The organism is Paenibacillus sp. 2003 (assembly GCF_031455635.1).
GTDB lineage: Bacteria > Bacillota > Bacilli > Paenibacillales > Paenibacillaceae > Paenibacillus > Paenibacillus amylolyticus_B.
The window spans coordinates 2,230,980-2,256,050 of record NZ_JAVDTB010000001.1 but is presented as its reverse complement, the minus strand read 5'-3'; the positions used below and the strand labels follow the sequence as shown (position 1 = coordinate 2,256,050).

Below are 25,071 nucleotides of genomic sequence, written 5' to 3'. Positions count from 1 at the left end.
TTCTATTAATCGTCAGGATGAAAGTTCATGAGATTAATCATTTAGGTCATGAAGTATGTTGCTCAACCTTTAGACCAGCAGATTAATCAACCACGAGCCGGCGAAGACGAGCGTGATAATGGCTAGACTTAGACCAATAACAAACCGGGTACGGAAGGTCGAGAGCAGCATCAGGGTGCTTTTGAAATCCAGCATTGGACCAAGCACAAGGAAGGATACCAGCGGCCCAAGTGCAAACGTATGTGAGAACGCAGAAGCCACAAACGCATCAGACGTGGAGCAGAGAGACAATACATATGCAAATCCCATCATGAACACATAGGAGGCAACAGGACCATTGCCAAGTGAGATGAGATCGCTGCGGCTAATGAATGTCTGGATGCAGGCTGTAATCAGGGCACCGATCACCAGATATTTGCTCATATCGACGAATTCGTCTCCGGCGTGAATGAAGAAGCTGCGCCAGTTTTTTACATGTTTATGATCATGTGCATTTGCGTGCGCGTGAGGTTGCGCCATTTTAAACCCAGGATGTGTCTTGACCTCTGTCACTGCGACTTTTGGCAACCGAAGGGGATTTCGACGAACAAACACATACACAAGCATGCCTATGGAAGCTGCTACGGCAAAGGCCAGTCCCATGCGGGCAATGGTAATCTCAGGATGGGAGGGAAAGGCGAGCAAGGTTGCGGTAAATACGATGGGATTGACTACGGGACCACTCAAGATGAACGTAACTGCGATATAGGCTGGCATGCCTTTGTGCATCAACCTTCTCACTACAGGGATCATGCCACATTCGCAGATGGGAAAAATAATACCGAGCAACCCTGCGACCAGCACACCGCCGATCGGATTCTTGGGCGTGAGTTTGCGGACCATTTCTTCGGATACAAACCACTGCATGAGCGAAGACAATAACACACCCATGAGCAGAAAAGGTGCAGCTTCAAGAAAGATACCTATGAATACGGTTTTCATATTTTGCAAAGCTTCACTGTTCCATGCTTCCTTCAGGTCTGGAGCCATTGTGATCAACACGGGAACAAGAAATGCACAAGGAATTAGCAAGGACAGGAGCTTCAAATTGGCTGCCATTTTCATGAAACAGACCTCCATTACTAGGACTTTGCTAAAATATATGCTTGTACGTGCGGCAACATACATCATTCCTATGTTCTAATCAACATTTTTACGATTAATCGAGATCTTCATCATATTAGAGTTGACAACCTAAAGAAAATTGCGGTATAGTTCGGATTGATCATCCTTAATAGTAATAATTACGATTAAAGTCACGACTTAAACAGAGTGGAGGAAGCAGAAATGTCAGATCAACAGGTTCAACAGCGGGTTCCAGTAACCGTACTTAGTGGATATTTGGGTGCAGGCAAAACGACACTTCTCAATCATGTGCTTCATAACCGCGAGGGGATGCGGGTTGCTGTTATCGTCAATGATCTCAGTGAGGTTAACATCGATGCAGGTTTAATACGAGATGGTGGAGGGTTATCGCGTATTGATGAGAAGCTTGTAGAGATGTCCAATGGTTGCATCTGCTGCACATTGCGGGAGGATCTGCTGAAAGAAGTTGAGCGGCTGGCGCTTGATGGTTCTTTTGACTACATATTGATCGAATCCACTGGGATTGGTGAACCGGTACCTGTCGCGCAGACGTTTACGTATATCGACGAGGAACTTGGCATTGATTTGACGAAATTCACTCGTCTGGACACTATGGTTACGGTTGTTGATGCTGCCCAGTTCTGGCGTGATTTTTATTCCAAAGAAACATTGAAGGACCGTGGACAGCAAGCGGGGGAAGACGATGTTCGCGGAATCGTTCATCTGCTGACGGATCAGGTGGAATTCTGTGATGTGCTGATTCTGAACAAATGTGATTTGGTATCGGAGAAAGAACTTTCGAAGCTTGAGAAGGCACTACATGCCATGCAACCGGAAGCCAAGCTCATTCGAACAACACATGGGCAGATTGATCCGAGAGAGATAATGAATACGGGACGTTTTGATTTTGAAAAAGCAAGCCAGTCCGCGGGTTGGATCCGCGAATTAATGAAAGAGGAACATACCCCGGAGACTGAAGAATATGGAATTCATTCATTTGTCTATCATCGTAAACGTCCATTCCACCCGGAACGATTGCTGCGTTGGATTGCGAAATGGCCAGATAATATCGTGCGATCCAAAGGCCTGATGTGGCTGGCAACAAGGAACCATATGGCGATCTCTTTCAGTCATGCAGGCACATCGAAGCAGCTTGCGCCAGCAGGAATATGGGTAGGTGCGATGAGTGAGGAGGAAAGGCAACTTCATTTTGGCGACACGCTGCCAAGCATACCAGACTGGGATGATAAGTGGGGTGACCGGGTAACCAAATTAGTATTTATCGGCATTGATATGGATCGGGTAGAGATTGAACGTACATTGGATGAGACTTTTCTTACGGAGGAGGAAATGGGGATGAACTGGCGTGAACTGAAAGATCCTTTTCCAGCGTGGAGTTGAAGTGAAAGGAAAAGATCTTCAAGTGCAATAGTGCCCCTGAAGATCAATGATTATATTGTATTAAGGACTTTAGCTAAAGTACAAATCGCCAAGATAAAAATCACCGTTGCCGCTTTTTTGCGGACTAAACACAAAGGTAAGGTACACTCCATAGGAACCCGTCCATCCTTGTGGATAATAAATGGCTTTGTAACTGTGTCTTGTTTTGGTTTTATCGTTCATTGCAATCACTTTAAAATCAGCTGATTTGATGTTAATCAACTGATCTGCATATTTAGTCAGCGTTTTTTTATCATTTGCTGCAATGATACCTTTGACTGTAGTCTTAAATTTATCTTTCTGGGATTGCTTACCCAGATCAAAAATGTCGATCTCGGGATTTTCAATAACTTTAGCATCTATGTATTTATCAAATTCACTAGTGCTACCTGTTTTAAGTGCTTTACCATACATTTTGATCAATGTTAAAGATTCTTTTTGCAATTTGACTATCATCTGAGCGTCAGTTCCAGTCATCTTGATTGAGCCTGAAGTGCTTGAGTTATTTGAACTACTTGGTTTACTTGAATCTTCAGAACCTTTGGCACCTGTACTGTTGTTACTACTACTCGAACTGCTTGGCTTACTGCTTCCTGAATTAGTTATACTTACAACTTTGTTGCTAACATTCAGAGATACGTTGGCTCCGAGTGCTTCTGCTGTGGTACTTACAGGCAAGTATACATCACCGTCATATACCAGTGCATTCAGTTTGTCTCCAGCTTCATTCTTGGGTGTCCAAGACAAACCGTTTACTTTAAAGCTAATGTTGCTGTCGAGTGCTGCTTCAATATCTTGAATTCCGTTTGAAGCTGCTACACCCAGGGCACCGAAAGCCAAACTGCATGCTACCAATGACCCGATAAAAGTTGATTTTTTGATTTTCATCTAGTTCCTCCGTAGGTAAAGTATAATGATACCAAAGCAGTATATCATATGAAATTATATTGTGCATACAAAATTTTACTGTAACAGATATGGAGTTGACAAACGAAAAAGCATAGGCTAATATCATTAAATAGTAATAATTACGATTAAACAAGAGGAGGCAACAACCATGAGAGTCATTGTAACTTTAGCCTGCACCGAGTGTGGGGACCGTAACTATACAACAACCAAGAACAAACGTAACCATCCAGAGAGACTTGAGATGAAGAAGTATTCCCCACGTTTGAAGAAAATGACGATCCACCGGGAAACCAGATAAAATTTTTTTGTTGTTTTTAAATCGTAATACTTACGAAAAGAGGGAAAGGCATGATACTATCCTCCATGCGTGATGTTGTATTTGGATATGGCAAAGAGCCGGTCATTGATCAACTGTCGCTGGATATCCATGTGGGAGAGTTCATAGGCATCACAGGTCCCAATGGTTCTGCCAAAACAACCCTGTTAAAGCTGCTGCTGGGGCTGCTCAAGCCCTGGAGCGGTACGATACATATGAATCCGCAGTTGAAACGTGGGAACAACTCGAATATCGGTTATGTGCCCCAGCAGGTGGCATCGTTTAATAGTGGATTTCCCAGTACGGTGATTGAACTTGTTCGGTCAGGATGTTACACCAGGCTGGGACTATTCCGCAGATTCACAGTAGAGCAGGATGTCATAGTTGAACGCAGTTTGCGTGAAGTTGGCATGTGGGAATATCGGAATACACGAGTCGGTGAGCTGTCTGGTGGACAGAAGCAACGGATCTGTATTGCAAGAGCTATGGCTGGGCAACCGCAGGTTCTGGTACTGGATGAGCCAACAACGGGAATGGACCGCCACAGCCGTGAAGGATTTTACAATCTGATGCGCCATTATGCGGATGTTCATGGATTAACGATTATTATGGTTACTCACGGGCTGGAAGAAATGGGAGATCGATTGGACCGCACCATTACCCTGGAGCGGCAAGAAAGTGAGGAATGGCAGTGTTTGAGTACGAATTCATGCAACGTGCCTTCTGGGCAGGTGGACTGATTGGAGTCATCGCTCCAATTCTCGGGGTTTATCTGATGCTCAGGCGGCAGGTCCTTATGGCAGACACGTTATCCCATGTCTCACTCGCAGGGGTTGCGCTCGGTTCGGTCATGAATCTTAACCCGGTGATCTGCGGATTCGCTATTGCAATTATCGGTGCATTACTGGTTGAACAACTGCGGCGAAGTTACCGAACCTACAGCGAGGTACCTGTGGCGATCATCATGACTTCGGGGCTGGCTCTTGCTGTGGTATTAATGAGTCTCAAAACCAATTTGTCCAAGACCTTCAGCTCATACTTATTTGGATCTATTGTCGCGGTTAGCGATATACAATTGTGGATGATGGCAGGAGTATGTGTCATAGGTTTACTTTTTTTCATCCTGCTCCGGAGACCGTTGTATAGCTTTACGTTTGATGAAGAGACAGCTTCCATTGGAGGCGTTCAGGTGAGAGGTTTATCGTTTGCATTTGCCATTCTGACAGGAATGACTGTAGCTTCAGCGATGCCGATTGTCGGTGTGTTGCTGGTGTCTGCTCTCATTGTATTACCTGCTGCCTTGGCACTGAGAGTGTCTCGCAGTTTTACAGCAGCGATTATTGTCGCGGTAATTACAGGATTAATCGGTATTTTTAGCGGGCTCACAACATCTTACCATCTAAATACACCACCGGGAGGAACAATTGCACTCATCCTGTTGGTCATCCTATTGACTGGAATATCAGCGCAAAAGCTGATTGCACGATATAACCGCAAGCGTCACCGTAAACAAACGAAATCACAGCACGTCATTCTGGTCAACCATTATAGGAGGAATACACCACATGAAATTCAGTAAAAAAGCTACGCTCGGATTGTTGTTTAGTCTTACACTTATCGTCGCAGGCTGCGGACAAAAATCCGCTTCTGATGCAAATACAGCTTCGACAGGCACTTCCGTTCCAGTCGAGACGGAAACCGCAAAATTAAACGTGCAGGTCAGCTTCTACCCGATGTACGAGTTCACCAAAAATGTGGCAGGTGATCTGGCAGAGGTGCATACCCTCGTTCCAGCAGGAATGGAGCCTCATGATTGGGAGCCCACACCACAAGATATTGCCAGCATTGAAAAAGCGGATGTGCTTGTATACAACGGTGCGGGTATGGAATCATGGATGGATCAGGTCACCGGAAGTCTAAGCAACGCTTCGCTCATTCAGGTGGAAGCAAGCAAGGGCATCAACCTGCTTGAAGGTGGAGAGCATGATCACCATCATGAAGATTCAGAGGCAACAGAAAATGACCACGATCATGACCATGCGAATGAAGCGACTACAGAAAAACACGACCACGATCATGCAGATGAAGCAACTGCTGAAGAACACGACCACGATCATGACGCCGAGGCAGAAGAAGGACATGATCACGATCACGGTGGACTTGATCCCCACGTATGGCTGTCACCTGCATTGGCTGTAAAAGAAGTGCGCAGTATTGAAGCAGGACTGGCGCAGGCTGCCCCGGAACATGTTGAACAGTTCAAGCAGAATGCAGATGCTTACATTGCTCAACTGGAGTCACTGGATCAGGACTTCAAGGCGGCTGTGACGGATAGCAAACGCAAGGATTTCATCACACAACACGCTGCATTTGGCTACCTTGCCAAGGAATATGGATTGCAACAGGTGCCCATCGCAGGGTTGTCTCCTGAGCAAGAACCTTCAGCAGCGCAGATGGCATCTGTCATTGATTTTGCAAAAGAGCATCAGGTGAAGACCATTTTCTTCGAAACACTGGTTTCATCCAAAGTGTCTGAGACGATCGCGAGTGAAGTGGGAGCCAAAACGGCTGTATTGAACCCGATTGAGGGACTTACCGAGGAAGAGATAGCGGCGGGAATGGACTACATCAGCGTGATGAGACAAAATTTGGAGGCTCTGAAACTGGCGCTGAACGAATAATAAAAGATCGATTTGATGCCTCTCACCGAAAAAGGTACAATAATACAACATGCTGAGGAATGGATCGCCATCCCTTTGCCTTTTTGCAAAGCAGAGAGCACAGGGATGTGCTCTCTCTTTGTTGAATAAGGTGACCGGATCGAGGAGAACAGGAGGACGCATTGCATGAATTTAAATGAGGAACATGAAGTGCTGTTAAGTGAACAGCCTGCCCATCTGTGGAGACGGCGGAAGCTGGAGCTGATGCACTGGACGGAACGTGACAAACATACAGTATCCGCGAAGAAAATAGAGATTTGGAACGGTGTTGAAGTTGATGCCGAACTCGTGAAGGCATTGTCCATACTTCAGAGTGCGGGCGTGAGGACGGAATTTTCATGTGCAGGGGTGAGTCCGCTTGATGAACCTGTCGATCATTCCCTTTATGCTTATGTTACCCTGATACAAAGTGAGGTTGCAGATCAATTCGTACATTATGCTCTCCGTCGGATGCGGAATCGACTGCTCGTTACGCTAGAGGCCGAAAAGGGCCGCTATGATCTTTCTTCTTTTTTCATTGGACACAATCGAAGCTTCTGTTGGTGGATGGAGCACTGCGCACTACAGTTCGGAAGCCGAAACGAATCGAATGAAAAAAGCGTAGTATAATTGCGTGTTCAAAAAGATCGGTTTTCAGTACCGAGAAGATGGAATGAAGCTAGACTTTTTGAACAACCTCTATAAAGGATAGGCTTGTTTACTTGAAGATGAAGGAGGTATGACACGATTGAATAAGTGGGTCAAAACGATACTTTTTCTGATAGGCTCCGTCTTTCTAACACGATTTATTCCATTCTCGTCCTTGTTCCGTAACCTGGATACAATGATTCATGAATTTGGTCATGCACTAATGACACTGGTATTATCAGGTAAAGTGCTGCGGATTGAATTGTACGCTGATCATAGCGGTGTGACCTATTCGTCCATGCTAACACCAGGCAGATCGATCCTGGTTTCTCTGGCGGGATATATCAGTGCATCACTGTTCGCCTTGCTGTTGTTTTACTTATACCGCAAAGGCTTGCACATGTGGGGACTCGGTATTATGACGGCTGTCGCTCTGGTGTCACTCCTGTTATATGTAAGAGGGGAGTTCGGGATGTTATGGCTGACCGGGTTCATCGTGCTGAATGTTGTCATTATGATTTTTGGCGCCAAGATCGTGAAGTTCTATTATCTGTTACTGGCGTTTCTTACGCTGGAAGAGTCGGTTGTTAGTGCCGTATACGTTGGACTGATGTCCTGGACTCAACCTTCACGGGCAGGGGATGCAGCGAATCTCGCTCAGCAGACATTCCTTCCGGCGCTGTTCTGGGGCACGCTGTTCGCTTTGTTTGCACTGTGGTGTGCCAAGGGAGCACTCGGTCTCTTTTTCCGCAAAGAAGGCACTTCGCGATCGACACGGTCTCGTGGATTACGAAGAGCGTAACGGATATAAGTTATATAAAAGCAAAGAAGGCACTTCCTTTCTTCATAAAAGGATAGTGCCTTTTGTTTTTGGACTTACATCTGATATTAAAGATATTGAACCTAATCTCCAAGATTATCCCATAACACATAAAAGTAATAAATCTCTTCCATAATCGCCTTATCATCCTCTGCCGCAACGCCGCCCTTGATCCGAGCAAGGGTGCCCAGAATATCATATATTGTTTCACGCTCCACACTGAACTGAATGCGGTCGACGATTTTTTCCCAAGCCTGCATCGCATATTCAATCTGTGACTTGGCTGCGGTCCACTGTTTGCCCTCCACTTGCTTTTCCAGCGTTTGGACTGATTCGAGTAAACGATCTTGGGTACCAAATGGTTTTTTGAGATATGTTCCGCTAGCCATGATCGCTACGAATAGCAAGATCAAAAAGATCGGAAGTACATATAGCAACCAGAAACGTGTTTTCATTCAACCACCTCCCGCAATGTGAACATTTAGAATGGTCCTTCATAGTCACCCATATCCACTTTTTCGTTAAAACGATCATCGAAGAGATCAATGTACAATTTGTCATTGGGTAGAATGGCAGCAAATGCAATGTCCTGAATCGTCACTTTTTTCTTTTTCAGTTGTTCGGTAAGCCACTGGATATCCTTATGTCTCTCATAAAGGTTCTGTTTGATCAGAACACCATCAATGATCAGTTCGGTCATCAGCTTGCTTTTCGGGGGATGCATATGCATATCTTTGGCGGTAACAGGCTGATGCTCAGGTTTTAACACCACGGAAAGACTGCCATCGGGCTCCATGATTGCATAGTCGAGTGTAGTGATATCAAATACATCCTTTTGCCGCAACATGACGGTCAGTTCGTCAAATTTCACACGCATTTTATGCAGATTCTGTTCCAAAATTTTGCCGTTCTGAATCACTAGGGTAGGATCGGAATCCATCAATTTGGAGAGGGTGCGACTTTTCATCGTAATGAACTGAAAAATGATCGTGATCAGTGTGAAAATGGTCAATGCCACAAAATGAATCCACGCCTTGGAAGAAAGATCGGTTGCAAACGTACCTGCAATGGAACCGATTGTGATGCCGTTAATGTAATCAAAATACGTCAAGTTACCCATCTGCTGTTTGCCCAGCACCCTTGTGTAGATGATCAGGGTCAGGAAGGCAATAATAGACCTTACTGCAACAACCCATGTTTCTTCCATCATATATGTATCACCTTCCTTTACTTCACTTCTCCAATGCTCTATAACAAGCTTTTCCTACGCTGGATGATCTTATGCTTGAAAGCAAAAAACCGAAACCTGGGTATGTATCCCAGGCTTCGGTCTCTATAAATTCTCTATAGTATGATGAACTGATTCATTTACACGTTAATCGTTAAACACCGGAATACGCCATAAATCCGCCATCTACCGGAATGACTGTGCCAGTGACAAAGCCGGATTGTCTTTCATCCGCAAGCCACATCAATGTGCCAAGCAGGTCTTCCGGTTTGCCAAAGCGGCGCATGGGTGTATGAGCAATAATTTTACTGGAACGTTCCGTAGGTGAGCCGTCTGGTTGCAGTAATAGATTACGGTTTTGCTCAGTCAGGAAGAACCCGGGTGCAATAGCATTGACACGAATACCCGATTCGGCCAGATGAACGGCGAGCCACTGCGTGAAGTTGTTAATGGCTGCCTTCGCAGCGCTGTAAGCTGGAACTTTCGTCATGGGCGATGGGGCGCTCATGGAAGAAATGTTAATGACAGTAGCAGGGACATCGCGCTCTATCATATGTTTTGCAAAGATCTGAGTAGGGATGAGAGAACCGACAAAATTCAGATCCATCACCTGACGAAATCCCTCTACACTTACATCGAAAAATGTAGTGACATCGCTCTTTTCCAGATCTTCCAATCTGAAAATTTCATTCGTGGTGTTGGCACTGGCGTTATTGCCACCCGCGCCATTGATCAGAATATCACATGGTCCGAGCTGTTCCAGTACCGCATCTGCCGCTGCCTGCACACTATTGGCCTGGGTTACGTCACAGGCAATAGCAATCGCTCTGCCACCTGCAGCTTCAATCGCAGCTACAACTTCCTGCCCCTTGGACACAGTACGGTTCAAGATGGCTACACTTGCACCGTGCCGAGCGAGTTCTTCCGCCATGGAGCGGCATAGCACTCCGGCACCTCCAGTGATTACAGCCGTTCTGCCATTGAGACGAGATGAGCGTTCATATTGGTGTTCACTCATGCTTTTGCCCTCCTTTGCAGGGAATCCCAGACACCCCAGAGATACATGATCCCCAAAGCCCGGTCATACAGTCCATAACCAGGTCGGCACTGTTCTCCCCAGAGATGACGACCGTGGTCGGGTCTTGCATAACCTTCATAACCGATGTCGTGATAAGCCTCAACAACCCCCGCAATATCAACACTGCCATCCTGACTGCGATGTGAGGTTTCGATAAAGTCGCCGTTATCGTAGATTTTGACATTACGAATGTGGGCAAATGGAATCCGATCCTTGAACTCGTGTATCATCCCGATAATGTCATTATCAGCATTCGCTCCCAAAGAGCCACTGCATAGTGTAACGCTGTTGTAAGTGCTATCATAAAGATTCAAATATTTCCGAACATTCTCCTGACTTGTAATAATCTTTGGTAATCCAAAAATTGGCCATGGCGGGTCATCCGGATGGATGGCCATTCGAATCCCCAGCCGTTCGGCTGTAGGCATAATCTCTTGCAGGAAATAACGTGCGTGCTCCCACATATGATCCTCGGTTACATCCTTGTAGGCTTCGAACAGACCTGTTAAATACTGCAATCGTTCCGGTTCCCAACCTGGCATGGTGAGTGCGGAGTTTTCCGTAATGCGTCGAACGAGTTCTAGAGGTTCTATATCTGCGAGTTTACTGTGCTCATAGAAGAGGGCAGTTGAGCCATCCTCCATTTCCTTATGCATATCCGTGCGAAGCCAGTCGAAGATTGGCATAAAGTTGTAACAGATGACCTTCACACCCACCTGAGCCAGTTTCTCCATCGTTTTAATATAGTTCGCAATGTATTTATCCCTTGATGGCAGGCCCAACTTGATATCCTCATGGATGTTCACACTCTCAACAACATCCAGATGTAACCCGGCCTTGTCCGCTGCTGTTTTGACAGCGAGTATTTTGTCCATCGGCCATTCCTCGCCAGCAGGAACATCGTGCAGTGCCCACACAATACCTTCAACACCCGGAATCTGCCGGATATGATCCAGCGTTACCGTATCATTGCCTTCGCCGAACCAGCGAAAAACCATTCTCATCACGTTCACCTCATCATGAATAGTAGGAAGAAAAATTCAGTCATTGAAAATAGGACGGATATGTATCCTGCAGGACAGCCAAATCGGTGACAGTTAAATGCAAGTGTTCCTGCATCAGTCGCTCTGCTGTGTCGGCATCATGCTGCTGAATGGCCTTGACCATAGACCGGTGCTGTTCAATCAGGTGATCCCACTGGTGGTCCGAGGACAGGCGCAACATGCGACTTCGATTCAAATGTACATTCATCTGCTGGATAACAGTCCAAGTGTTGCTTTTGTTGCAGCCTGCAAAAAGAGTGCTATGGAATTCCTCATCCAATTGGAACATTCGTTCATCATCCGGTTTGACCCTGCATTCCTGTTGCCACGCAAGGTTCTGTTCAAGTGCCATCATCTGTTCGTTCGGAAAGTTCTCGCAGGCGAGCCTGATTACGGCTCGTTCGAGCTGTTCACGCATGAACCGTGCTTCCTCAACGAGATCGACCTGAATCAGAGAGACGTATGTGCCACGCTGTGGATACACTTCCAGCAGACCTTCCTGTGCAAGTCTTACAAAACTTTCTCGAACAGGTGTCCGGCTTACCTGGAACTCCAGCGAAATTTCCTTCTCAGAAATAGCTGTTCCCGGAGGCATTTTCAGACTCAAAATGAGTTGTTTCAGCGTGAAGTAAACGACATCTCGCGTTGAGTAAGATTGCTTATTATTCATGAAAGACATATTGCTCGCAACAGGCAACAAACCGGCTTTGGATGATAACTTTGGGGTATATTCCACAACTTCAACTCCTTCAATGACATACTACCATACTTGTATGGTAGTATGGAAGCGCTTTATCGGTATTGTTTTAAATTTAGTTGATGGTTTACTTGCAGTTCCAGTGATTAAAGAGTACAATTCAGCCATTGGGTTCGAATGTTTAAACCAACAGACATCTAACAGAGAAAATATACGTAGAAATAATGAAGAAGAAATTGTATTGAGGTGAAACTATGGGACAAAAAGCAATTAGCGTTTTTCAAACCTGTATTCCGTTATTTCAGGTGTTAAGTGACAACCATCGTCAATCCATTTTGCTGACACTCACCGAGAAGGGCAGAATGACGGTGAATGAAATTACCGAACAATCCAGCCTATCCCGGCCAGCCATATCGCATCATCTCAAGCTGTTGTTAGAGAAAGGGCTTATATCAGTGGAACAGAAGGGCACACAGCGCTATTATTCGGCTTCATTGAATTCATCGGTGGAACTGCTGAAGGAACTGGTAGCTGCTTTGGAAGAAGAGTGTCTGTAGATTAATAGTGATAAAACATGCTTTTGCATGTGTCTTATAGGTTCGTAAGTTTAAACGCTTGATCAATAATAAGTAGAGGAGTATGTATATATGACAACGACTATACAGGAAGTAACCAGTCAGGAAGTTGAACAGATTTTGGAGCAGCAACGACAGTTCTTTCGTTCCGGGGCCACAAGATCGGCAGAAGCTCGAATTGCCCGTCTGACCCAACTGAAGCAGGCCATTCAAAAGTACGAATCCAGACTGACAGAAGCTCTCTATCAGGATTTGGGCAAAAGTGAGTTCGAATCCTACACAACCGAGATCGGATTTATGATGGACAGCATCACACACACCATTCGTAAAGTGAATAAATGGGTGAAACCCGTGAAAGTGAAAACGCAAATGGCACTCCTGGGTTCGAAAAGTTATATCATACCCGAACCCTATGGGGCGGTTCTGATCATCGGACCGTTTAATTATCCATTTCAACTCTTAATCGAACCATTGGTAGGTGCTATTGCGGCAGGCAACACAGCCGTGCTCAAAGCGTCAGAGAATACACCTGCGGTGTCCGCTGTTGTACGTGAGATGATTGCGAGCGTGTTCGAACCGGCATACGTACAAGTGCTTGATGGTGCAAAAGATACAACGTCAGCGCTGATTAACGCGCCATTCGACTATATCTTTTTTACAGGCAGTGTACCGGTAGGCAAGATTGTGATGGAGGCAGCTGCCAAAAATCTCGTTCCCGTTACGTTAGAACTGGGAGGCAAAAGCCCTGTCATCGTGGATGAACAGGCGGATATCGAAGTAGCAGCTGAGCGTATTATATGGGGCAAACTGCTCAATACAGGACAGACCTGTATTGCACCCGATTATTTACTAGTGCATGAGCGCGTGAAGGAACCGTTAATTACGGAGATGAAAGCAGCGATTGTGTCCTTCTTTGGTTCGGATATCCAGCACAACAAGGACTATGGGCGAATCGTGAACAAGGGACATTTTAAACGTCTGACGACTTTGATTGAGCGGGATCAGGCCAAAGTAATATATGGGGGAGCTTCGGATGAGGAAGATCGCTTTATAGAACCGACGCTGATTGATGCAGAATCCTGGGATGCAGCGACGATGGAAGATGAGATTTTTGGACCGATTCTGCCGATCATCAGCTACCGTAACCTCGATGAAGCCATTGTAGAAATCGTAAAGCGGCCGAAACCACTCGCTTTGTATCTGTTTACTTCCGACACCCGGGTTCAGGATAAAGTGCTGCGCGAAGTTTCTTTTGGAGGCGGCTGCATCAACGATACCATCACGCATGTAGCGAATCCACGTCTGCCGTTTGGCGGTGTTGGTCATTCTGGCGTTGGCTCATATCATGGGCAGTACAGCTTCGAAACGTTCTCCCATCTGAAAAGTGTACTGAAAAAAAGCACCAAACTGAATCTGCCGATTCTGTATCCCCCGTATGATAACAAGCTGAAGTTGATTAAACGTTTGTTGAAATAAATAAGAAAGACGAAAGCCTGCTACTGGACCTTATTCCAGAGCAGGCTTTTCCTGTCGGTAACGGGATGGTGACATACCGGACCAGCGCTTGAATTGACGACTGAAATGGGCAATATCCTTGTAACCAAGCATGACGGCAATATTCTGAACGGACAGCTTCGGATTGCCCAGAAGAAGCTTCGCTTCATGCAAAACCAACTGGGACAATACAGCACGGGGAGACTGACCGAATACCTGCTTGAACACGCGATTACAGTGAGAAGAACTGATGCCCAGCTCTGCTGCAATATCATCAATGCCATAGTGACCGTTTGATTCGTGTCCCTGTTTGAATTGCTGACTCATCAGGCCTTGCAATCGATTACGAATCTGGTAGGCGAGTTCGATCTTTTCATGTCCGTCGGTAACCCATTGTGCTGCCTCTTGCGAGACCGCCTCCCACAGATGGCCAAATAGTTCGAATACTGCAGATTGCAACTGCATACGCTGCACCATCGTATTTGCTGTTTCATCATCCGCAGATGACATCAATTTGCGTAAAACCGGCTCAATTTGCTGTGTAACCGGACTATCCGCGCTGAATCGTACTTGTTTGATGCGTGCCAGCAACGATAGGAACAACTGATCATCAATATCAAAATGCATGCAAAAATACGTGAATCCCTTGCCGTTATGGCTCTGACTGGAATGAATGCTTCCGGGTGGAATCAGGAGCAGTTCACCCGCCTTTTGAATATATAGGGTACCGTTCACCATCATGCGTTGCTCGCCTTCGGTAACATAATTCAGTTCATATTGAGGGTGCTCATGCGCTGGATAATCCCAGTCCGTACCAACACTTCGTAAATGAATGGCGAACAGATTGACGGTTGTTTGCACATCTGGGTAAAAAACTTCATGGACACTTTCTCCCAAAGTAGGAGGCAAATACGTTGAAGACATGGAAGATCCCCCTTTATTTAGAGGTTGTTCAAAAAATAAGATTTTGAACATGCGCTTATATCAAATGGAATGATTTTTTGTAACCGCTTTAATCCATTATAGTCTATCAGCTTGATTTGGGTAAATATCCGATTGATTTGATCATGGTCTGAGGTGGAACCACGTGTTAGGATGGGGCTAATGAAAACGTATGCAAACTATTTTGAGAGGGGTTATGATTCGTGAGCACATCGAAATCCATCTTTTATAATGCACATCACGCACCGATTGGTGCTTTTGCGAGTTTTACACTGGGTTATAAAGGAGCCAAAGGCGGGCTGGGTCTTGAACTCGGCAAGCCGGCTGACCAGAATGTATATATTGGATTACAATCTCGCGATGGCGACAATTATCAGGCGCTTCCTTTTTATGAAGCTTCTGAGGATGAGAGCAGCCGCTATGATGTAGAGAAGTTGGAGAATGGGGACCCGGCGTCGACAAACGGGACCAAAGTTCCACAACCTCTTATTACGGCTTTTCGCGATGAAGATATTACACGTGAATTTACCTCAGGTACGGATACGTGGACTGCTGGAGATCTGACGTTCCGTATCTACTCGCCTGTACGTCCAGTACCTGATCCAACGAATGGGGATCGTGAAGAATTAATGGATGCACTCGTACCTGCCGTATTGGTTGAGATGACGATTGACAATACGGAAGGTCAACAACCCCGCAAAGCCTACTTTGGCTATCAGGGCAATGATCCGTACTCTGCGATGCGTCTGATTGGGGGACCGGAAGGTGGCTCCATCACAGGTGTGGGACAAGGTCGACTTACAGCGATTATGTCGGCAGATGACGGACTGTGGCCCGCACGCGGATTCACGCTGGAGAAGCTCTTGCAGGAGAAACATCGGGATAATCTGGCATTTGGACTTGGCTCAACCGCTGCACTACTGACGGAGGTACCGGCTGGAGAGAAACGTACGTATCAATTCGCAGTATGTTTCTATCGTGGGGGCATTGTGACAACCGGAATGGACACAACGTATTGGTATACGCGGTACTTCTCCGATATTCAGGCAGCAGGAGAGTATGCACTGCAACGCTTCAGTGAGTTGACCGCATCCTGTGGAGAGGTTGAACAGCGCCTCGGATCGGCTGCTTTGACCGAAGATCAATCATTCATGCTTGCTCATTCCATTCACAGCTATTATGCCAGTACTCAACTGCTGGATGCCGATGGTGAGCCACTATGGGTGGTGAACGAAGGGGAGTATCGGATGATGAACACACTTGATCTGACGGCTGATCAGTTGTACTTCGAGCTTGCCTTGAATCCATGGACGGTGCGTAATGAGCTGGAGTGGTTTGTGAAACGATACAGTTATACGGATCAGGTTCGTTTCCCGGGGGAAGAGAAGTTATATCCGGGTGGAATTACCTTTACCCATGATATTGGTGTTGCCAATGTGTTCTCACGCCCGGGACACTCGGCATACGAGCTGGTTGGCATTGACGACTGTTTCTCACAGATGAGCCACGAGGAGCTGGTGAACTGGCTCTGCTGCGCGACAGTATACATTGAACAGACACAGGATCAGGCTTTTGTGAAAAACATGTTGCCTGTTATCCAGGATTGCTTCGAAAGCATGCTTAATCGTGATCATCCCGACGCAGAGCAGCGTAACGGTCTGATGGGTCTGGATAGCAGCCGTACCCAAGGTGGAGCGGAGATTACAACCTACGACAGCCTGGATGTGTCACTTGGACAGTCTCGCAATAATATCTATCTGGCGGGTAAATGTTGGGCGGTTTATGTTGCATTGGAGAAGCTTTTTGCAACTGAGAAGTTGGCGGATCTGTCCCATCAAGCAGGGCTTCAAGCGGATCGCTGCGCTGCCAGTATTGCTGCACAGTTGACTGATGGCGGCTACATTCCAGCTGTTATTGCAGAAAATAATGATTCTCGAATCATTCCGGCGATTGAAGGTTTGGTGTTCCCGTACTTTACAGGCTGTGAAGCAGCACTGGATGTCAATGGTCGCTTTGGACCTTATCTGAAAGCACTCCAAACTCATCTGAAGACGGTTCTTGTACCGGGAACATGTCTGTTCGAAGATGGAGGCTGGAAACTGTCCTCAACTAGCAATAACTCGTGGTTGAGCAAAATCTACCTGTCCCAGTTTATCGCTAGAGAGCTGCTGGGTGTGGAATGGAATGAGACAGGCAAAGCTGCAGACGCGGCTCATGTCAACTGGCTGCTGCATCCAGAGGAATCGTACTGGTGCTGGAGTGACCAGATCCTGTCTGGTGTAGCGGTTGGCAGCAAGTACTATCCGCGTGGTGTAACGTCGATTCTATGGCTACTCGAAGGAAAAGGGAATCACCTCGCGCAAATCTATGCTACTAAGGAGGCGGTACAATGAACCAATCCGTCGTTCAATCTGCCTTGTCAGGTCCACAGTATGATGCGTGGCTGGGGTATCACTCCGAATTGCCTAAAGCGAATGGCCTTGCCCAAAATACGGCTCCTGCATGGAGCAAACTGATACTGGCTGAAGAGAACCATGGAGTAATCACAACAGCGCTGACCGAACTTTCACGGGGACTGGAGAGGTTATATGGCGTGAAACCGTCGGTCAGTCATCTGTCTAATGCTCAGGAAAGTGAACGGGACAGTCATGCTTCCGCTCCCGCAATACGAATCGGCACTTGGACAGGGAGCGATTCCGTGGCTGGGTTGTTCAGCGAGACAGAGCGTTCAACTGTTCAAGGAGAAGGATACATCATTCGTGAGACCGAGACCGAGGGTGTACTGGTCATTGGATCAGAGACTCCCCAAGGTGTGCTGTATGGTGCATTCCATCTGCTTCGAGAGCTGACAATGGATCAAGGAAGTGCACATGAGGCGGATGGCGCTGTGAATAGGTGGAGCTTCATTACAGAGCAGCCAACCAATGCGCTACGGATGATTAATCAGTGGGATAACGTGGACGGCAGCATTGAGCGAGGTTACGCAGGAGAATCCATTTTCTATGATAACGGGGAATTCACGCTGGACTTGGGACGCATCCGGGATTACGCACGTTTGCTCGCTTCCACAGGGATCAATGCCATATCGATCAATAACGTCAATGTACACCGCCGTGAGAGTCTGTTTCTGACTGAACGTTATCTTAGTGATGTGGCGAAGGTTGCCGCTGAATTCAGAGCGTATGGTATTCGATTGTTCCTGAGCGCCAACTACGCGAGTCCGATTGAGATTGGCGGATTGCGTACGGCTGATCCGCTGGATGCGCAGGTACGGGAATGGTGGAACATGCAAACGGCCAAGGTGTACGCAGCGATTCCGGATTTTGGCGGTTACCTGATCAAGGCAGACTCAGAGAATCGTCCGGGACCGTTCACGTATAACCGTGATCATGCCGATGGTGCGAACATGCTGGCTGAAGCCCTTCGGCCATTCGGTGGATTGGTCATCTGGCGTTGCTTTGTCTATAACTGCAAGCAGGACTGGCGGGACCGTTCCACTGACCGTGCACGTGCAGCCTATGACCACTTTACGCCGCTGGACGGGCGTTTTGCCGAAAATGTCATTTTGCAGATCAAAAACGGGCCGATGGACTTTCAGGTGAGAGAGGCGGTATCCCCGCTGTTCGGCGCCATGGAAAATACAAATCAGGTGATTGAATTTCAGATTACACAGGAGTATACCGGGCAACAACGTCATCTCTGTTATCTGGTTCCCCAGTGGAAAGAAGTATTGGACTTTGACACATACGCCAAAGGCGAAGGTTCAGAGATCAAGCGAATTGCGGACGGTTCTCTGTATAAAAGACCATACAGTGGCTTCGCCGCAGTATCCAATATTGGTGCAGATGCCTGTTGGACAGGGCATCCACTCGCGCAGGCGAATCTATATGGATACGGAAGACTTGCGTGGAACCCGGAGCTGTCGGCGGAAGAGATTGCCGATGAGTGGGTGAGACTCACATTTGGACATGAAGACGAAGTTGTGCGGCAGATTACGGGCATGCTTTTGACTTCACTAGATATCTATGAGAATTATACGGCGCCTCTCGGTGTGGGTTGGATGGTTAACCCGGAACATCATTACGGGCCGAATGTAGATGGATATGAGTATTCCAAATGGGGGACGTATCACTTTGCCGATTGTCATGGCATTGGTGTAGATCGAACCGTGAACAGCGGTACAGGATACACTTCACAGTATCACCCTGAGAACGCTGATCGTTATGAGTCCGTAGACACCTGTCCGGATGAGTTGATCTTGTTTTTCCATCACGTGCCGTACACCCATGTTCTGCATTCGGGTAAAACGGTCATTCAGCATATTTATGATACACACTTTGAAGGTGTTGCGCAGGCGGAGGCGTTAGCCGAGACATGGAGAGGGCTGGAGGGCAAAATCGACCCGGTCATTTTCAGTAAAGTTGCTTCATTACAGGACAACCAGGCCGAACATGCGAAGGAATGGCGGGACATGATCAATACGTACTTTTATCGCAAGAGCGGCATTGCGGATGAACAAGGTCGAACAATCTATTGATTGGTGATGTGAAGAAAGAAGATACCTTGTTAGCTTTGATGTACAATAGACAGCATGGACATACATGAGGAGGAGATACGTATGGGACAACATCAACTGCCCGAGACCATGAAGGCCGCTGTCATGACAGAGCCAGGACACATTATTATTGAGGAACAACCCGTCCCGCAACCGGCAGCGGATGAGGTGTTAATCCAGGTGATGGCTGTCGGGGTGTGTGGCTCGGATGTGCATTATTTTGAACATGGACGCATTGGCAGATTTGTGGTTGAGAAACCGATCATTTTGGGACATGAGTGTGCGGGGATCATTGCTGCTGTTGGCTCGAACGTATCACGTCTGAAAACAGGGGATCGGGTTGCTATTGAGCCTGGGGTGACTTGCGGACGCTGCACGGCATGTAAGGAAGGTCGTTATAACCTGTGTCCGGATGTACAATTTCTGGCGACCCCTCCGGTGGATGGGGCATTTGTACAATACATGGTGATGCGTGAAGATATGGTATTCCCGATCCCGGATCATCTATCTTATGAGGAAGCAGCTATGAACGAGCCATTCTCCGTTGGTATTCACGCTGCACGCCGCAGCAAACTGGCTCCGGGTACAACCCTGGCGATTATGGGCATGGGTCCCGTTGGACTCATGGCCGTGGCTGCTGCCAAATCTTTCGGTGTAGAGAAGATCATAGTAACGGATCTGGAGGAAGTTAGGCTGGAAGCAGCTCGCCGCATGGGTGCCACGCATACCATTAATGTACGGAATGAAGATGCGCTGGCTGTGATTCGCGGGTTAACAGGTGGTGTGGGTGTGGATACCGCATGGGAAACAGCGGGGAATCCAAAGGCGCTACAATCTGCTCTGTATTCACTTCGACGTGGAGGGAAACTTGCGATTGTGGGCCTGCCTGCACAGGACGAGATCGCACTCAATGTTCCATTTATTGCGGACAATGAAGTTGATATCTATGGCATATTCCGTTATGCCAATACGTATCCGGCAGGAATTGAATTTCTGAGCTCCGGCCAGCATGACGTGATGTCCCTGATTACAGATCGTTATTCACTCGAAGAGACACAGCAAGCGATGGAGCGCGCATTACACAATAAAAGCGGCAGTCTGAAGGTCATGGTATATCCGAACGGTATGTAAGAACAACCTGGAAGAGTCCTGCGGTATAGGACTCTTTTTTTGTTTTTTTTGCAAAAAAGTATGTGTCAAGCTCCCATAACATGGTATAATTCATGAAGATTTTAATATATAAATGGATACACACCATATTGGTGAATAAGTACTTAGCGAAAGGAACTGAAGGTTGTGAGAGTACATGAATTTATGATACACGCTGATTTTCATCGGGATGATCTGATGTCGGTATCTTCTCAAGCGTCACGTTTTTCCTCGGATATTATTTTGTCGTATATGGAGTCTGAGCATGAGCATCGTGTAGATGTCAAAAGCCTGCTTGGAATGGCGTTACTACCCATACGTTATGGTAGTGTTGTCAGATTACAGACAAGAGGCAGGGATGAACTGGAGGCTTTGGAGTACATGTTGAATGTACTGGAGAAAGGGACGGCTTGACACCCGATTAGGTGTAAAATCACAGATGTCATAATTTTTTTAGCTATTCCTCAAAACCTGCTGGTACTTTGTCCAAAAAAAGAGTATAATAAAATTTAGTTTGATTCTAAAGAAGTACCCATATTAAAGGAGTGTAAATAGATTATGCCAAAAGTTGACATCCATCCAAAGACACAACTCGTAATTTTTTACGATGCAAGTGCTGATTTCAAATTCCTGAGTTCTTCCACGAAGTTCTCTAACGAAACTATGGAATGGGAAGACGGTAACTCTTACCCAGTAATCCGTGTGGACACTAGTTCCGCATCCCACCCGTTCTTCACTGGTAAACAAAGAAACGTGGATATCGGTGGTCGTGTTGATAAATTTAACCGTAAATACAACATCAACAAATAAGTTTGTCCATACATTACAAAAAACCTCGGGATTTGTCCTGAGGTTTTTTTGTGTACATTAAAAATTAATTCAACCAATTATTGCGCTTACAACACATTCGGATGTACACTAGGAAACGAGTACGAACATATTGGAGGAGGAAATAGAGATGAGCAGCATCACACATATGGTAACGTTTACACTTTACGCGGGTAAAGATACACCGGAGGCCGAAGCCTTTTTGAAGGAAAGTTCGGATGCACTGGCTGTCATACCTGGCGTAGAGCAATTTCAGGTTCTGAAACAGGTAAGTGAGAAGAATGAGTTTGACTACAGCTTCTCGATGGTCTTTGCAGATCAGGCTGCGTATGATGCATACAACAATCACCCGGTTCACCGTCAATATGTAGAAGAGCGTTGGGAAAAGGAAGTCAGTCGCTTCCAGGAAATTGATCTTATTCAACATCATAATTAATAGTCTCCACATAGAGGAAAAAAGTTGAATTACCATATACAGCATTGAACAATGCTGTATATATCTCTGAATAATGCGTAATTAATGAACAAAAACACCATGTTTTCGAAATCGTTTTCGGTAGAATGAAATTCAAGGAGGTTTTCGCTGTTATGCAATTGGATCTCTCAGGAAAAACGGCTCTGGTTACAGGCGCAACCGGACAACTGGGTAGAGTAATCGCCCGCACATTGGCAGCCTGTGGCGCCAATCTGGCTCTACATTACATAAATAATGATACCAAGGCTCGGGAGCTTCAAGGTGAGATTGAAGCACTTGGTCGTAAGGCTGTAATTGTACAGGGGGATATTACCAGACAGGATACAGCATTTCGGATGCGTGATGAAATTCAGCCTGTCCTCGGCGGAGTGGATATCGTTGTTGCCAATGCAGTCATTCAATATGAATGGACAACGGTGTTGGAACAGTCTCCTGAAGATTACTTGAGCCAGTTTGAATCCTGTGTCATGCAGAGTGTGTATCTGGCCAAAGCTTTCATTCCACATATGCAAGATATCAGAGCCGGGCGGTTCATTGGCATTAATACCGAATGTGCGATGCAAAACTTCGCTCACCAATCGGCCTACACCGCTGGTAAACGTGGAATGGATGGCGTATATCGCGTGCTGGCCAAGGAAGTTGGCGAGTATCAGATTACCGTAAACCAGGTTGCACCTGGATGGACAATTAGTGAACGTGATCGTTCCAGTGAGCCTGGACATGATGAGGCATATACGCGTACTGTGCCGCTGAAGCGCAGGGGTGAGGATCAGGAGATCGCCAATGCGGTAGCTTTTCTCGCTTCGGATCTGTCCTCATTTATCACGGGTGCCTATATCCCGGTAAGTGGCGGCAATGTGATGCCTGCTATCTAGTGTCTGATTTGGATTTGGGAATTCACATGAAATAACAATAAACCTAGTTTAACCGTAATCCGTTTGTCATTCGACAAGCGGATTTCTTTGCATTTTGCTAACAATGAAATAACGGTTCAAGGGGCAGGTTTTTGTTTCATATATCCAGACATACATATGAGTTGGTTCGGTTTTCGAAAGATTGGGGTATAAGAATAGGTATATTAACAGAGTGGAAACATAATCAAAATGAGCAATTAAAGGAGACCCATCACTTATGAAAAAAACAGTCGCGGACGTTCTGGTTGAATCCTTATTGAACTCTGGCATCAAACGCATATATGGCATTGTTGGAGACTCCTTGAATGCGGTACTCGACTCCATTCGTCGTTCGGGCAAGATCGAATGGATTCATGTACGTCATGAAGAAGTAGCTGCATTTGCTGCTGGGGCGGACGCTCAGGTCAGTGGAAGTATCGCTGTCTGCGCAGGTAGCAGTGGTCCTGGTAATATGCATCTGATTAATGGTCTGTACGACTGTCACCGCAATCGTGTTCCTGTACTCGCTATCGCTGCACATATCCCAAGTGACGAGATTGGCAGTGAATATTTTCAGGCGACCCATCCGGAGTATCTGTTCCAGGAATGTAGCGATTATTGTGAAGTCATTACAACAGCAAAACAGATGCCGCGTTCTCTGACGATGGCCATTCAGACAGCAGTTGCACGTTCAGGTGTGTCCGTCGTTGTATTGCCGGGGGATGTAGCAGGACTTGAAGCAGCGGATCTGCCTGTGCCTGAGCACGTGTATCATGCGACCAATCCCGTGGTACATCCTTCTGAGCCGGAACTCGTGAAACTGGCGGAGTATCTGAATCAAGGCAAAAAAATTACGTTATTGTGCGGTGCAGGCTGCGCGGGCGCTCGGGAACCCCTTATGCAGCTCTGTGATCGCTTGAAATCCCCGATGGTTATTGCGCTACGAGGCAAGGAATATTTGGAGTATGACAACCCCTATTCCGTAGGTCTTACGGGTCTAATTGGATATTCATCCGGTTATCATGCCATGATGGACTGTGATGTACTATTAATGCTGGGAACGGATTTCCCATATCGTCAATTCTATCCCGAAGATGCAAAAGTCCTTCAGGTCGACATTCAATCTTCCCATCTGGGTCGGCGCACGAAGCTGGATTACGGCGTATGTGGGGACGTAAAAGCGACCATTGAAACTTTGCTTCCTTATCTAACAGAAGAACACAGTGACAAACATCTGCGTAAAAGTATGGATCGTTATGTGAAAGTACGTAAAGATCTGGACGAGCTGGCCGTTGGAAAACCGGGTAAAAAGCCCATCCATCCGCAGTACCTGACCAAGGTCATTAGTGATGCCGCAGCTGAAAATGCCATCTTCACCTGTGATGTCGGTACTCCGACAGTATGGGCAGCCCGTTATATCGAGATGAGCCGCAACCGCAGGCTGCTCGGTTCATTCAGTCATGGTACGATGGCAAACGCTTTGCCACAGGCAATTGGCGCTCAGGTCGCTGATCCGGGCAGACAAGTCATCTCTTTGTCGGGTGATGGTGGTATTACGATGCTGATGGGTGATCTGTTGACACTGAACCAGCATAATCTGCCGATCAAAGTTGTGGTGTTTAATAATGGAGCACTCGGTTTTGTTGAGCTGGAGATGAAAGCTGCCGGATTCCTGGAATCGGGAACAGAGCTTGTCAATCCCAACTTTGCGATGGTTGCTCAAGCCATGGGCATGGAAGGCATTCGGGTTGAGGATCCGGATGAACTGGAAGGAGCTGTACAGCGTGCGCTTCAGCATGATGGTCCTGTGTTGATTGACGTGGTGGTTAATCGTCAGGAATTGTCCTTACCTCCGAAGATTGATATCAAACAGGCGGAAGGATTCACCTTATGGATGATGAAAGCCGTGCTTAACGGACGCGGTGACGAAATTATTGAATTGGCAAAAACGAATTTGCTACGTTAAAGTGTTTTGATAAGCGGATATGCACCGTTTGAAGTTGTAGAGATACCGACTTAAAAAGTGTTGTATATGTAAAAGAGGAGCATGCAACAAGACGTTATAGTTGTGTGCTCCTTCAATATAAATGCTGAAAATGTGACAGGGAATATAGTATGAATGCATATTATATGATTTGTTTTTATGCCGAAAGTCTA

At 46.5% G+C, this 25,071-nt stretch carries 25 protein-coding genes; 17 read left to right on the top strand and 8 right to left on the bottom strand.

Going from position 1 to position 25,071, the window contains the following annotated elements:
* Nucleotides 1-69 precede the first annotated feature (69 nt).
* Nucleotides 70-1,104, bottom strand: coding sequence for a permease (locus tag J2X75_RS09690; protein ID WP_307535678.1), 1,035 nt, complete (start codon nucleotides 1,102-1,104; stop codon nucleotides 70-72).
* Nucleotides 1,105-1,326: 222 nt separating this feature from the next.
* On the opposite strand from J2X75_RS09690, the gene J2X75_RS09685 reads away from it, so the two are divergent.
* The gene (locus tag J2X75_RS09685; protein WP_310336034.1) at nucleotides 1,327-2,526 is read left to right on the top strand and encodes a GTP-binding protein; all 1,200 of its coding nucleotides are present in this window, start codon (nucleotides 1,327-1,329) and stop codon (nucleotides 2,524-2,526) included.
* Between the two features lie 69 nt (nucleotides 2,527-2,595).
* Here the strand turns inward: J2X75_RS09685 and J2X75_RS09680 are convergent, their stop codons facing one another.
* Nucleotides 2,596-3,453: a stalk domain-containing protein gene (locus J2X75_RS09680; protein ID WP_310336033.1), complete on the bottom strand. Its 858-nt coding sequence runs from the start codon at nucleotides 3,451-3,453 to the stop codon at nucleotides 2,596-2,598.
* A 169-nt stretch (nucleotides 3,454-3,622) separates the two neighbouring features.
* On the opposite strand from J2X75_RS09680, the gene rpmG reads away from it, so the two are divergent.
* The 6 genes from rpmG to J2X75_RS09650 all read left to right on the top strand — a co-directional run bounded on the left by rpmG (nucleotide 3,623) and on the right by J2X75_RS09650 (nucleotide 7,939).
* Nucleotides 3,623-3,772 (top strand): 50S ribosomal protein L33, encoded by a 150-nt coding sequence (rpmG, locus tag J2X75_RS09675; protein ID WP_036613813.1) that lies wholly within the window; start codon nucleotides 3,623-3,625, stop codon nucleotides 3,770-3,772.
* Nucleotides 3,773-3,822: 50 nt separating this feature from the next.
* The gene (locus J2X75_RS09670; RefSeq protein ID WP_310336030.1) at nucleotides 3,823-4,530 is read left to right on the top strand and encodes a metal ABC transporter ATP-binding protein; all 708 of its coding nucleotides are present in this window, start codon (nucleotides 3,823-3,825) and stop codon (nucleotides 4,528-4,530) included.
* Nucleotides 4,476-5,369 (top strand): metal ABC transporter permease, encoded by an 894-nt coding sequence (locus tag J2X75_RS09665; RefSeq protein WP_310336027.1) that lies wholly within the window; start codon nucleotides 4,476-4,478, stop codon nucleotides 5,367-5,369. Before J2X75_RS09670 ends, J2X75_RS09665 begins: the two co-directional genes overlap by 55 nt.
* Nucleotides 5,356-6,471, top strand: a complete 1,116-nt coding sequence (locus J2X75_RS09660; RefSeq protein ID WP_310336026.1) for a metal ABC transporter solute-binding protein, Zn/Mn family — start codon at nucleotides 5,356-5,358, stop codon at nucleotides 6,469-6,471. The genes J2X75_RS09665 and J2X75_RS09660 overlap by 14 nt, the downstream gene beginning before the upstream one ends.
* 165 nt (nucleotides 6,472-6,636) lie before the next feature.
* A complete protein-coding gene (locus tag J2X75_RS09655; protein WP_310336024.1) occupies nucleotides 6,637-7,119 on the top strand; it encodes a hypothetical protein in 483 nt (160 codons plus the stop codon).
* A 118-nt stretch (nucleotides 7,120-7,237) separates the two neighbouring features.
* On the top strand, nucleotides 7,238-7,939 hold the full coding sequence (locus J2X75_RS09650; protein ID WP_310336023.1) for a M50 family metallopeptidase: 702 nt from the start codon (nucleotides 7,238-7,240) through the stop codon (nucleotides 7,937-7,939).
* A gap of 101 nt (nucleotides 7,940-8,040) precedes the next feature.
* On the opposite strand, the gene J2X75_RS09645 is transcribed toward J2X75_RS09650, so the two are convergent.
* From J2X75_RS09645 to J2X75_RS09625, 5 genes are all read right to left on the bottom strand, one after another.
* Entirely contained in the window at nucleotides 8,041-8,412 is a 372-nt protein-coding gene (locus J2X75_RS09645) for a DUF4363 family protein (RefSeq protein WP_310336022.1), read from the bottom strand.
* A gap of 26 nt (nucleotides 8,413-8,438) precedes the next feature.
* Nucleotides 8,439-9,167: a DUF421 domain-containing protein gene (locus tag J2X75_RS09640; protein WP_307535691.1), complete on the bottom strand. Its 729-nt coding sequence runs from the start codon at nucleotides 9,165-9,167 to the stop codon at nucleotides 8,439-8,441.
* Between the two features lie 172 nt (nucleotides 9,168-9,339).
* Nucleotides 9,340-10,203: an SDR family oxidoreductase gene (locus tag J2X75_RS09635; protein WP_310336020.1), complete on the bottom strand. Its 864-nt coding sequence runs from the start codon at nucleotides 10,201-10,203 to the stop codon at nucleotides 9,340-9,342.
* On the bottom strand, nucleotides 10,200-11,267 hold the full coding sequence (gene uxuA / locus J2X75_RS09630) for a mannonate dehydratase (RefSeq protein WP_310336019.1): 1,068 nt from the start codon (nucleotides 11,265-11,267) through the stop codon (nucleotides 10,200-10,202). The genes J2X75_RS09635 and uxuA overlap by 4 nt, the downstream gene beginning before the upstream one ends.
* Nucleotides 11,268-11,307: 40 nt before the next feature.
* Nucleotides 11,308-11,985, bottom strand: a complete 678-nt coding sequence (locus J2X75_RS09625; RefSeq protein ID WP_307543119.1) for a GntR family transcriptional regulator — start codon at nucleotides 11,983-11,985, stop codon at nucleotides 11,308-11,310.
* Nucleotides 11,986-12,257: 272 nt separating this feature from the next.
* Between J2X75_RS09625 and J2X75_RS09620 the strand changes: the two genes are divergently transcribed.
* Nucleotides 12,258-12,560, top strand: coding sequence for an ArsR/SmtB family transcription factor (locus tag J2X75_RS09620; RefSeq protein ID WP_210108376.1), 303 nt, complete (start codon nucleotides 12,258-12,260; stop codon nucleotides 12,558-12,560).
* Between the two features lie 90 nt (nucleotides 12,561-12,650).
* The gene (locus tag J2X75_RS09615) at nucleotides 12,651-14,054 is read left to right on the top strand and encodes an aldehyde dehydrogenase (protein WP_310336018.1); all 1,404 of its coding nucleotides are present in this window, start codon (nucleotides 12,651-12,653) and stop codon (nucleotides 14,052-14,054) included.
* Between the two features lie 30 nt (nucleotides 14,055-14,084).
* Here the strand turns inward: J2X75_RS09615 and J2X75_RS09610 are convergent, their stop codons facing one another.
* Nucleotides 14,085-14,996, bottom strand: coding sequence for an AraC family transcriptional regulator (locus J2X75_RS09610; RefSeq protein WP_310336017.1), 912 nt, complete (start codon nucleotides 14,994-14,996; stop codon nucleotides 14,085-14,087).
* Between the two features lie 221 nt (nucleotides 14,997-15,217).
* Here J2X75_RS09610 and J2X75_RS09605 point away from each other — a divergent pair, with 221 nt between their 5' ends.
* From J2X75_RS09605 to poxB, 8 genes are all read left to right on the top strand, one after another.
* Nucleotides 15,218-17,407, top strand: coding sequence for a glycoside hydrolase family 52 protein (locus J2X75_RS09605; protein ID WP_310336016.1), 2,190 nt, complete (start codon nucleotides 15,218-15,220; stop codon nucleotides 17,405-17,407).
* Nucleotides 17,404-19,551 (top strand): alpha-glucuronidase family glycosyl hydrolase, encoded by a 2,148-nt coding sequence (locus tag J2X75_RS09600; protein ID WP_310336015.1) that lies wholly within the window; start codon nucleotides 17,404-17,406, stop codon nucleotides 19,549-19,551. Before J2X75_RS09605 ends, J2X75_RS09600 begins: the two co-directional genes overlap by 4 nt.
* Before the next feature lie 81 nt (nucleotides 19,552-19,632).
* Nucleotides 19,633-20,700, top strand: coding sequence for an NAD(P)-dependent alcohol dehydrogenase (locus J2X75_RS09595; RefSeq protein ID WP_310336014.1), 1,068 nt, complete (start codon nucleotides 19,633-19,635; stop codon nucleotides 20,698-20,700).
* Between the two features lie 165 nt (nucleotides 20,701-20,865).
* Nucleotides 20,866-21,132 (top strand): HPr family phosphocarrier protein, encoded by a 267-nt coding sequence (locus J2X75_RS09590; protein ID WP_026081056.1) that lies wholly within the window; start codon nucleotides 20,866-20,868, stop codon nucleotides 21,130-21,132.
* A gap of 144 nt (nucleotides 21,133-21,276) precedes the next feature.
* Entirely contained in the window at nucleotides 21,277-21,528 is a 252-nt protein-coding gene (locus J2X75_RS09585) for a type B 50S ribosomal protein L31 (protein WP_062834756.1), read from the top strand.
* 148 nt (nucleotides 21,529-21,676) lie between these two features.
* Complete coding sequence (locus J2X75_RS09580) at nucleotides 21,677-21,982, top strand: Dabb family protein (RefSeq protein WP_076317704.1); 306 nt, start codon at nucleotides 21,677-21,679, stop codon at nucleotides 21,980-21,982.
* Between the two features lie 152 nt (nucleotides 21,983-22,134).
* On the top strand, nucleotides 22,135-22,896 hold the full coding sequence (locus tag J2X75_RS09575) for an SDR family NAD(P)-dependent oxidoreductase (RefSeq protein WP_307535711.1): 762 nt from the start codon (nucleotides 22,135-22,137) through the stop codon (nucleotides 22,894-22,896).
* 256 nt (nucleotides 22,897-23,152) lie between these two features.
* A complete protein-coding gene (gene poxB / locus J2X75_RS09570) occupies nucleotides 23,153-24,880 on the top strand; it encodes a ubiquinone-dependent pyruvate dehydrogenase (RefSeq protein ID WP_310336009.1) in 1,728 nt (575 codons plus the stop codon).
* Nucleotides 24,881-25,071 lie beyond the last annotated feature (191 nt).